Origin of the sequence: Daejeonella sp., from assembly GCF_037719425.1 — a bacterium.
Taxonomy (GTDB): domain Bacteria; phylum Bacteroidota; class Bacteroidia; order Sphingobacteriales; family Sphingobacteriaceae; genus Daejeonella.
Genome location: NZ_JBBJNI010000106.1, coordinates 4,522 through 14,811 on the forward strand (window position 1 = coordinate 4,522; position 10,290 = coordinate 14,811).

The following is a 10,290-nucleotide window of genomic DNA, read 5'->3' on the forward strand; positions in this document are numbered from 1 at the left end:
GTTAAAGACGTTTGGCTTAAAACGGCAGATCGTCATCATCCGGCGCCGAAGTAATGTCAACCGGTGCAGCATATTCCGGAGCGGATGCTGATGAAGCCTCAGCGCCAAGCGGATTTAACCTCCACACAGAAAGCGTATTGAAATAAGATGTTTTTCCTGTTTTATCAGTCCACGGCCTGCCGCGAAGATTGAAGAATAACTCAACCTGATCACCAACTTTAACATTGTCGAATAAATTAACTTTTTCCTGTACAGCTTCAAACTTTACGTACTCCGGGTAAGTTGGGTTTTCAGCGTATTCTAATATAAGTTCACGTTTCTTGAACTTATCACTCACGGTAATTACCTGTGAGATTTCATGTACTTTTCCTTTAATGTCCATGTTATTTGTATTTAATGATCTTCTCTAACCTAAAAATAATGTAGCAGAATCGTCCATTGGGTGGGACGAAATTTCCGCCGCATACATTTGTAAAAGTATAAAATTCAGGCAGGTTTTAATTGTTAACTTTGCGAATTATTATGCAAGTTTTCCACAATAAGAGCAAGATCATCATCACCTGCAATAATCGCTTATCGCCTTATTTGCAGCGTGAAGTTGAAGCATTAGGCTATAAAATAGTACGGGCATTTAGCACCGGAGTTGAGCTGGAAGGTTCGATTAACGACTGTATTCCACTAAATCTCCACTTGCGGTGCGCAAGTCAGGTACTGTATTCAATCAAAACTTTCACAGCAGAAAATCCCGCCCGGCTTTACAAAGAACTACTGGAAATTGAGTGGGAGGAACTGATAGATTTTACAGGATATTTTTCCGTTAGCTCAACGGTTGACAACGAAACGATTACTACCCCCTTGTTCGCGAACCTCAAAGTAAAGGATTCAATTGTAGATCGCATCAAAGAAAAAAAGGGAATTCGCCCGAACACCGGGCCTGAAGCTGATAAAGCTGTCATCCATTTATACTGGAAAGAAAATGATGCCGAAATCTTTATAGACACATCGGGAGAGACCCTGGCCAAACATGGTTACAGGAAAATTCCCGGGAAGGCGCCTATGCTGGAAGCGCTTGCGGCAGGTGTGATCATGGCAACCGAATGGGATAAAAAAACACCTTTTATCGTTCCAATGTGTGGCTCTGGTACGCTGGCTATTGAGGCTGCTTTACTTGCCACTGATAAAACACCAGGCCTGTTCCGAATGAACTACGGCTTCATGCACATTATCGGTTACGATGAAGAAGTGTTCTTTCAGGAAAGAAGAAAACTGAAAGATCAATCCAAAAAAGAGATGCCTGCGCGAATCATTGCCACGGATCTTTCGGCAGATGCCATTGATGTTTCACAACGTAACGCTAAAACTGCGGGTGTAGATCATCTGATAGATTTCGCAGTATGCGACTTTGCGGACACCGAAGTTCCGGGAGGACCGGGTGTAGTCATCTTCAACCCTGAATATGGTGAGCGCCTTGGTGTTCATTCAAAACTTGAAGCAACTTATAAGCGCATAGGTGATTTCATGAAGCAGAACTGCAAAGGATATAAAGGCTACATCTTCACCGGCAATCCTGATCTTGCCAAAAAGATCGGCCTTCGTGCATCACGAAGAATTGAGTTCTATAACGGAAAGCTTGACTGCAGGCTTTTAGAATATGAATTATACGAAGGCAGCAAGCGTGAACCTAAACCAGGAGAATAAAAAAGTTATCGCTCAGACGGAGCAGTTCGTTAAAGATACTTTGGCTGGTGCCGAAGCTGGCCACGACTGGTGGCATATTCACAGGGTGCTTAATAATGCAAAACTTATCTTAGAAACAGACGAAGCTGATCAGCTTGTTGTAGAGCTCGCTGTTTTACTGCATGATATTGCAGATAGTAAATTCAATGACGGAAATGAAGAGCTTGGACCTCAAAAAGCCGGCGAATTCCTTAGATCAATACATGTCGAAGAAAATATCGTTCAGCATGTTCAGCGGATCATTCGTAATATGTCGTTTCGTTCAGGCCTCGGATCTGTAAATTTCCATTCTAAGGAGCTTGAAATAGTACAGGATGCTGACAGACTGGACGCAATAGGTGCAATCGGTATTGCAAGAACCTTCACTTATGGGGGATTCAAAAACCGGGAGATCTATAACCCTGAAATTCCGCCGACGTTAAACATGAGCAAAGAGGAGTATAAAAATTCTGTGGCACCCTCAATCAATCATTTTTATGAGAAGCTTTTGCTGTTGAAGGATAAAATGAATACAACCGCCGGCAGACAAATTGCTGACGATCGTCACAGATTTATGGAGATATATCTTGAACAATTTAAAAATGAATGGAATGGAAAACGCTGACTACTTTTTATATTTTGGCTACGCCAGTAATTTGAAAACTTCGATTGTTGAGGAAAGAACAGGTTCAAAAATTCAGAATTATGTGTCAGGAAGACTTCCTGACTACGGATTCCGTTTCAACAGAAAAAATCAGGATGGAACGGCACGGGCCAATATAATATCTTCAGAATCTGAAGACGTTTTCGGCGTTGTTTATCAGATCGATCAGAAATTCAAAGATCAGCTTCTGACGACCGAACCTGGCTATGAACTGGTGCAGCTTTTAATTGAAACTTCGTCTGGGAATGTAGAAGCGCTCACTTTTATATCTTCAAGTGATGACGAGGATGTACATCCTTCAAAGGAATATCTTAATACAATTTTGCAGGGAGCAAAAGAACATGAGCTTCCTGAAGAATACGTAGATTTTATTAGATCACTGGCTAAATAAAATTCAGGATCCCGAAGTAAATTACCATCATCCACCCACTAAATAAAGTCATCAGGCTCATGTTTTTGAAGTTAGCTTCTGACGGATCTTTATGTACCTTCAAGAACCACCTGCAGAAGAATCCGATTACCGGGATCACCAGCGCCAGAAATAGCCAGAACTTATTCATCTCGCCCAGGTTATACCAATACAACCACAGAAGGATGATTGACACTAAAAAAAATATCGCAGAGAAGTAGAAGGATCCTTTTATTCCCAGAACAATACTAAGCGTTTTATCTCCTCGTTTTCGATCCTCATCATGCTGATAGACCTGAGTTAGCGGATAAGTTGCACCAATCAGAAAAGAACATATTAGTCCGGATATAACAAAATTTATATTCCATCCGTCGCTAATGTCTAGCCCGGATATTGCAGCATAACTGCTCCAGTAAACACAAGCTCCCTGAAAAATAAAAACTATCAGAAAACTTACAACGGGAAATTTCTTGAGTCTGACGGCGGGGTGGCTATATAGTTTGGAAAACAATCCGTAGATCAAGACAGCAAAAAATAAACTCCAATTCACAAATGCAGCGAGTATAAGTCCGGTTGAATCCAGGATTAAGGAAAAGTAATAAAGGCTCTTATCCACCGCTGGAGGCTTCTCTATGAGTGCGATGCTTCCTTCATCTTTATCGAAATAACTGTTGTAGCCATTGCTGGCAGGATAAACGAGGAGATGCCAGATAACAAAAGTCAGGACAGCGTTTAATGCGATCACTTGCGGTGCCTGACTGCAGGCGAAAAGAAACACCGGCAGCAGAAAAAAAGAAAAGGCGAATCGCAGATGTAAGATCGCAGATCTGCTAGGCAAAAATTTCCATTGAGAATCCATTTCACTAAATTAATATATAACGTGATAGCAAGGTAAACCATTGAATTTAAAACAGCCACCGCGAAAAGGTGTTAAGAAGGAAACCAACAAAGCTATTATTTAGTATTTTACCATAGATGAACAGTTGTATAAGCGCAATTGGTACGGCTAATCCCCAATACCGGACTTCCCAGAACGACATTTACCAATTTATGGTTGAAGCTTTTGACCTGGATAGAAATAATGCGTCACGCTTAAAAGCTATTTATGAGAACTCCGGGATTGACCACCGTTTTTCCGTCCTTCCCGACTTTGGCAAAAAAAGAAGTGCTGAGCGGCTGCTTTTCCAAAATTCTAAAGATGAAAACCTTTTCCCGGGAACAGGAAAGCGTATGGATCAGTATCAAAAAGAAGCAGCTGGCATAGCCGCGGCAGCAGCAAAAAAATGTTTAAAGGATTTCAAGGAAGACATTTCCTCCAAAATCACCCACCTGATCACGGTAAGCTGCACTGGAATGTATGCGCCCGGAATTGACATTAATCTTGTAGAGATGCTGGGATTAAGCCACAGCGTTGAGCGCACCTGCATAAACTTTATGGGTTGCTATGGCGCATTAAACGCCCTTAAAACAGCAGATTATATTTGTCGCGCTCAAAGCGATGCTAAAGTATTAATCGTCTGTATTGAACTATGCACGCTTCATTTTCAAAAAGAAAATACTCTCGATAACTGGGTTGCGAACTCGCTCTTTTCAGACGGCGCAGCCGCAGCGCTGGTTGAAAATTCGGATCACCGGACCGGAAAAGGAAATTACCTGATGCTGGACACATTCTATTCTGAATTTATTCCAGCTGCTAAAAATGAAATGGGCTGGTATATTGGCGACAAGGGCTTCGAAATGAAATTAACTTCTAAGGTTTCTAAGCTGATCTTAAAACATATTCCCGGGGTGGTGAAAAAGGTCCTTGAAAAAGCCGGGCTTGTGGAAAGCGATGTTGACAGTTATGCCATACACCCCGGGGGCAGGAAAATACTTGAAGCTGCAGAAACAGCACTGGGTTTTTCCCGCGAAAGCAATAAATATAGCTACCAGGTTCTTCGTGATTATGGCAATATGTCATCAGCGAGCATACTTTTTGTGCTTGAGAATATTTTGATGGAAAGTTCTATAGATAACAAAACCATTCTTGGATGCGCCTTTGGGCCTGGCCTGACCGTAGAATCTATGATCCTAAAGAAAAATGTACAGGCTTGATTTTAGCCGGCGGAGTACGGACGAGGAAATGATGGACGATTTTTCACTTGGCCACGATATCATCGACCCTATAATGGACGAGCTCGAGGTGGTCAATAAAATGCTCGGTGGCTATAATGTTTTCTTTGATGCTTTCGATAAAATAAAGCTACAGGACGGAATGTCTGTCAGCGACTGGGGTTGCGGTGGTGGAGACTCACTGAGACGCGTTGCCTTATGGGCAAGGAAAAAGAATCTAAAGCTTAAGTTAGTTGGTATTGACGCTACTGCGGCGGCTGTCGAATACGCTCGTGCTAAATCCACTGAGTACCCTGAAATCTCCTACATGCTGGCCGACGTTACAAGTAATGATCTGCATACGAATCAATTTGACGTAGTGCTATCAAGTCTGTTTACCCATCACTTTAAGGATGCGGAGTGGATAAAGCTTATTAAGAAAATGACTGATTGTGCGAGTATCGCAGTCATCGTGAACGATCTTCACAGGCACTGGTTCGCTTATCACTCAATTGGTATTCTCACATCACTCTTGTCAAGATCGGAGATGGTTAAACATGATTCAAAGGTTTCCGTTATGCGAAGCTTTCGAAAGGAGGATATTCATAACATGCTTCAAATGGCAGGCATAAAGAATTACACTCTAAAATGGATGTGGGCATTCAGGTGGCAGTTGCTTATTGATTCAAAAAAGAGTGACGAAAATGACCGGTCATAAAAAAATCATTATCATCGGCGGAGGCCTCAGCGGTCTGACATCCTCTATCCTTTTACAAAAAGCTGGATATGAAGTTACCCTCTTTGAAAAAAAGCGATATCCATTCCATCGCGTTTGCGGTGAGTATATCTCCAATGAAGCATGGCCATTTCTCGAATCACTCGGTATACGTCTTGCCGAACTTAAGCCGTCTCAGATTACGCGTTTGTCGATAACAAGCCAACGGGGTAGGGAGCTCTTAACAAACCTTTCTATGGGAGGATTTGGACTAAGCCGTTATAAACTAGACGACCAGCTTTATCAGCACGCTCAACGCCTGGGAGTAACTTTTTTATTCGAAAAAGTAATTGATATCCAATTCAAAAACGGCTCATTTGAAATAACTTCTGAAAACGGAATCCATCATTCTACTATAGCCATCGCCGCATATGGAAAACGCTCCAACCTTGATCAAAAACTAAAACGCAGTTTTTTTTATAACCGGAGCCCCTATCTGGGCGTCAAATATCACATCAAAACAGATCTGCCTGATAATTTAATCAGACTCGATAATTTCAACGGAGGGTATTCTGGAGTATGCAAGATTGAAGATGAAAAATTCAATCTCTGCTACCTTTCCCAAACAGTCAATTTGAAAAAACATGAGGGGATATCTGATATGGAAGAACAGGTGCTGTACAAAAATCCATTTTTAAAGCATCTGTTTAAAAATTCCGAATTCATATACAAAAAACCGGAAGTGATCAATGAAATTTCGTTTGAACCGAAGACCCTGATTGAAGATCACTTGCTTTTCTGTGGAGATTCCGCCGGGATGATCACCCCGCTATGCGGAAATGGGATGGCAATAGCATTTCACTCCGCCAAGATCCTGTCCGAATGCATCATAAATTCCACACAAGGCAATAACTTAAACAGGCAGGCCATGGAACGGGACTATAAGGAAAGGTGGTCGAATGAATTTACCCTGAGGCTAACATCCGGGAGGATTATTCAGCGCTTGTTTGGATCTCCCTTGTTAGCCGAATTAGCCGTAACCGCAATGAAGAATTTACCTGCACTTAACCAAATCATTGTGAAAAAGACACATGGCAAAGTATTTTAGTAGTAAATTCGCTTCATGAAACTATGGGTACTGGTGTTTATTAATGCCTTAGCTGTTGCATTATCACTGTCGATCATCAATTTCTATTTTCAACAGAAATGGGTGGATTTCATAATCACTTTTTGTGTTTCAATCATTATTTCGTACGCCGTATTTTACTACCTGATAGAACGCTTTGTGTACAGTAAGATCAAACTTATCTACAAACTGATCCACAACCTTAAGCTGGGAAAAGACCTCAAAGATGCACTAGGAGAGTATGTCAGCACTGACCCAATTCACGATGTTGAGCATGAGGTAAAAGAATGGGCTAAAGACAAGAAAATTGAAATTGACCAGCTAAGAGAGCAAGAAAAGTTCAGGCGGGAATTTTTATCTAATATTTCCCACGAACTTAAGACCCCGCTTTTTGCAATTCAAGGCTACATTGAGGCTTTACAGGATGATGTGGATGACCCGGAGCTTTCGAAACAATTTTTGGACAAAGCTTCTAAAAATGTCGATCGTTTGGCTTTCTTCATAAAAGACCTGGATTCCATTTCTAAACTTGAAAGCGGGGAAATACCAGTTGAATTCGAAAAGTTCGACCTGTCGGAACTAATTGTCGAAGTGATCGAGTCGCTTGAGCTAAAGGCAAAAAAGTATAACATCACGATGGAGTTCAAGGAGAAATACAATTCTGCAACCTGGGTAAATGCTGATAGGGAAAAGATAAGACAGGTGTTTGTGAATCTGATAGACAACTCATTCAAATACGGTAACAATCCCGGAACCACAGCCATTAAAATCTTTGAGCTTCACGATCAAATACTTGTGGAAATTACTGATGACGGAAGCGGTATCGAGGAAAAGTATCTCTCAAGGCTTTTCGAAAGGTTTTATCGCACCGATAAGAGCCGTTCCCGTGAAATAGGGGGTTCAGGCCTGGGCCTCGCCATCGTCAAACATATTATAGAGGCTCACCAGCAAACTATTACCGTTAGAAGTACTGAAAACATCGGCTCTACTTTTGGGTTTACGCTAAAGCGAGTGAAGTAACAGGATAAATAAATTGTTAACATTAACTTAACATTGCTATGATACCTTTGCCTATTCTTTAAACCCAACGAAATGTCATTGAACGGTATTTTCCAATACTTTATCCCAAAAGATAAAAAATTCTTCCCCCTTTTCGAAAAGGATAGCGAAAACCTGATCAGTTTGGGTGAAAAGCTTGTAGAAGCCCTTAATACTGACGACCTTACCCTCCGTAAGAAGCTCTTTAAAGATATTGAAGATCTGGAGCACACCGGTGACGAGATCACTCACCAGATCCATCTCGAACTCAGTAAAAATTTTATCACCCCATTTGACAGGGAAGATATCCATCGTCTGGCCAGTGCGATAGATGACATCGCCGATTATATCCACGGTTCTGCCAGCAGGATCGACCTCTATCAGGTAACAGAAATTACTCCGCCAATCAAAGAGCTTGCCGGCCTTATCTTACAGGCATGTCAGGATCTTAATAAGGCAATACACGAGCTTCGCGACTTAAAGAACATTCGGGTTATTGCTGATACATGTGTCCGGATCAACAGTATTGAAAACCAGGCTGATTACGTTTTTGACAAAGCGGTAAGCGAGCTTTTCATGTATGAAAAAGACGCTATAAAGCTGATCAAATATAAGGAGATCCTATCAGCTCTTGAGGACGCGACAGACATGTGCGAAGATGCAGCTAATGTTCTGGAATCGATTCTGGTTAAAAACGCATAAAATTTATACGATACCACCGCAAGATCAATGGGTTTTACATTACTAATTGTCGTCATAATTTTAGCACTGCTGTTTGATTATATCAACGGCTTTCATGACGCTGCAAATTCAATTGCAACTGTAGTTTCTACCAAGGTTCTTACGCCGTTTCAGGCTGTTATCTGGGCAGCGTTTTTCAACTTTCTTGCGTATTTCCTATTTAATCTTAACATTGCTGATACTGTCGCAAAGACCGCTGATACGCTGAATATAAATCTAATCGTTATCATGGCTGGTGTAATTGCCGCTATTTGCTGGAATTTGTTTACCTGGTGGTTTGGTATTCCATCAAGTTCCTCGCACACTCTTATAGGTGGTTTTGCTGGCGCTGCTGTAGCCCATGGCGGACTCGACGTAATAAATCTTGCTGTCATTGGCAAAATTGCTGCATTTATCGTACTCGCCCCTATAATAGGAATGATCATGGCATATACGATCACTGTTATCATCATAAACATTTGCAGGTATGCTAATCCTTCTAAAGCAGAGTGGTGGTTCAAAAAATTACAGTTAGTCTCATCGGCTCTGTTCAGCCTTGGTCATGGTGCAAACGATGCTCAGAAAGTAATGGGTATTATAGCAGCGGCGGTCATCGTATATCTCAAGGATGCGAACTTAAATGTGGATACTATGTCTTCATGGCTTCAGGTAGGCTATACAGTTATTGATGGGAAAGTAAAGATCAACCATATACCCGAGTGGATACCAATCGCATGCTATACTGCAATTGCTGCAGGGACGATGAGTGGCGGCTGGAAGATCGTAAAAACAATGGGAACTAAGATCACTAAAGTTACCCCACTTGAAGGCGTTGCTGCGGAAACCGCTGGAGCGATTACACTATTTATGACTGAGCATTTCAAGATCCCGGTTTCTACTACACACACTATCACAGGTGCAATTATAGGTGTAGGTTTAAGTAAGCGCGTGTCGGCAGTCAGATGGGGAGTGACAATAAGCCTGATGTGGGCCTGGGTGCTTACTATCCCGGTGTCAGCTATGTTGGCAGCACTCCTTTATTGGATATTGAGCTTGTTCCTTTAAGAGAGAATCAAGAGCCAAGAATCAAGATTTATTCGTTTTTCACCGATACATTTTTCTTAATAAAACGTTTTTTTTTATTCCCAGGCTGACTTCTTTAGTCTTGGTAACTTAAACCTTATCCGTGATTTTGTGCTGCCTGCCATTGCCAGAAGTACTTTATATAAGTCAGGTTCGGCACCTTTAATTAAGCAGGATATCTACGCTTGAAAGACCTCTCCGTTATGCGTCTTGGTTCTTGGCTTAGCCAAGAGCCAAGAATCAAGACTTCCCCTAAGCGTACCATTCGAATTGTAAAACAGGTTCAATGATTAAGGATGAAATCGTCTTGAATCTTGGTTCCTGGTTCCTGGATCTAATTTGTACTTTTAAACATGGTAGATCGTCGTAAATTTCTCAAAACAACTTCCCTTGCCGGAGCTTCATTGCTAGCAGGTAATTCATTTGCCGGAGCTCATACTTCGGCTTCAGCGCCTGTTTTAGACAATCCGATCGTTATCTCGACCTGGGATTTTGGTATCGCTGCAAATGCCGCTGCCTGGGAAGTTCTTAAAAATAATGGCCGGGCACTGGATGCGGTAGAAAAGGGTGTTCATGTACCAGAGGCTGACCCAAATAATACTACCGTGGGTTTTGGCGGGGCTCCGGACAGGGATGGTAAAGTTACCCTTGATGCCTGCATAATGGATGAATTTGGGAACTGCGGAAGCGTAGCAGCATTGGAGAATATTGTTCATCCTATTTCCGTT

General features: G+C 41.8%; 12 protein-coding genes. 10 read left to right on the top strand and 2 right to left on the bottom strand.

The window, feature by feature from the left end; genetic code table 11:
* Positions 1–16: 16 nt before the first annotated feature.
* A complete protein-coding gene (locus tag WKF69_RS13570; RefSeq protein WP_340382612.1) occupies positions 17–382 on the bottom strand; it encodes a DUF3127 domain-containing protein in 366 nt (121 codons plus the stop codon).
* 140 nt (positions 383–522) lie between these two features.
* Here WKF69_RS13570 and WKF69_RS13575 point away from each other — a divergent pair, with 140 nt between their 5' ends.
* The 3 genes from WKF69_RS13575 to WKF69_RS13585 are packed head-to-tail and all read left to right on the top strand — an operon-like array spanning position 523 to position 2,771.
* Positions 523–1,698, top strand: coding sequence for a class I SAM-dependent RNA methyltransferase (locus tag WKF69_RS13575; protein ID WP_340382613.1), 1,176 nt, complete (start codon positions 523–525; stop codon positions 1,696–1,698).
* Positions 1,652–2,341 carry an HD domain-containing protein gene (locus WKF69_RS13580; protein WP_340382614.1) on the top strand — a complete coding sequence of 230 codons (690 nt, stop codon included), beginning with the start codon at positions 1,652–1,654 and terminating at the stop codon, positions 2,339–2,341. Before WKF69_RS13575 ends, WKF69_RS13580 begins: the two co-directional genes overlap by 47 nt.
* Entirely contained in the window at positions 2,328–2,771 is a 444-nt protein-coding gene (locus tag WKF69_RS13585) for a gamma-glutamylcyclotransferase (RefSeq protein ID WP_340382615.1), read from the top strand. The genes WKF69_RS13580 and WKF69_RS13585 overlap by 14 nt, the downstream gene beginning before the upstream one ends.
* Here WKF69_RS13585 and WKF69_RS13590 read toward each other — a convergent pair.
* Positions 2,764–3,627 (bottom strand): UbiA family prenyltransferase, encoded by an 864-nt coding sequence (locus WKF69_RS13590; RefSeq protein ID WP_340382616.1) that lies wholly within the window; start codon positions 3,625–3,627, stop codon positions 2,764–2,766. The genes WKF69_RS13585 and WKF69_RS13590 overlap by 8 nt on opposite strands.
* A 137-nt stretch (positions 3,628–3,764) precedes the next feature.
* On the opposite strand from WKF69_RS13590, the gene WKF69_RS13595 reads away from it, so the two are divergent.
* The 7 genes from WKF69_RS13595 to WKF69_RS13625 form a co-directional block, all read left to right on the top strand.
* Entirely contained in the window at positions 3,765–4,883 is a 1,119-nt protein-coding gene (locus tag WKF69_RS13595) for a type III polyketide synthase (protein WP_340382617.1), read from the top strand.
* On the top strand, positions 4,870–5,598 hold the full coding sequence (locus WKF69_RS13600; protein ID WP_340382618.1) for a methyltransferase domain-containing protein: 729 nt from the start codon (positions 4,870–4,872) through the stop codon (positions 5,596–5,598). Before WKF69_RS13595 ends, WKF69_RS13600 begins: the two co-directional genes overlap by 14 nt.
* Positions 5,585–6,703 (top strand): NAD(P)/FAD-dependent oxidoreductase, encoded by a 1,119-nt coding sequence (locus WKF69_RS13605; RefSeq protein ID WP_340382619.1) that lies wholly within the window; start codon positions 5,585–5,587, stop codon positions 6,701–6,703. Before WKF69_RS13600 ends, WKF69_RS13605 begins: the two co-directional genes overlap by 14 nt.
* A 15-nt stretch (positions 6,704–6,718) precedes the next feature.
* Positions 6,719–7,741, top strand: a complete 1,023-nt coding sequence (locus WKF69_RS13610) for an ATP-binding protein (protein WP_340382620.1) — start codon at positions 6,719–6,721, stop codon at positions 7,739–7,741.
* Between the two features lie 72 nt (positions 7,742–7,813).
* Positions 7,814–8,461, top strand: a complete 648-nt coding sequence (locus tag WKF69_RS13615) for a DUF47 family protein (protein WP_340382621.1) — start codon at positions 7,814–7,816, stop codon at positions 8,459–8,461.
* A 27-nt stretch (positions 8,462–8,488) separates the two neighbouring features.
* Entirely contained in the window at positions 8,489–9,544 is a 1,056-nt protein-coding gene (locus WKF69_RS13620) for an inorganic phosphate transporter (RefSeq protein WP_340382622.1), read from the top strand.
* A 371-nt stretch (positions 9,545–9,915) separates the two neighbouring features.
* Positions 9,916–10,290 (top strand): isoaspartyl peptidase/L-asparaginase (locus WKF69_RS13625; protein ID WP_340382623.1); only part of this gene is annotated, 375 nt, incomplete at its 3' end.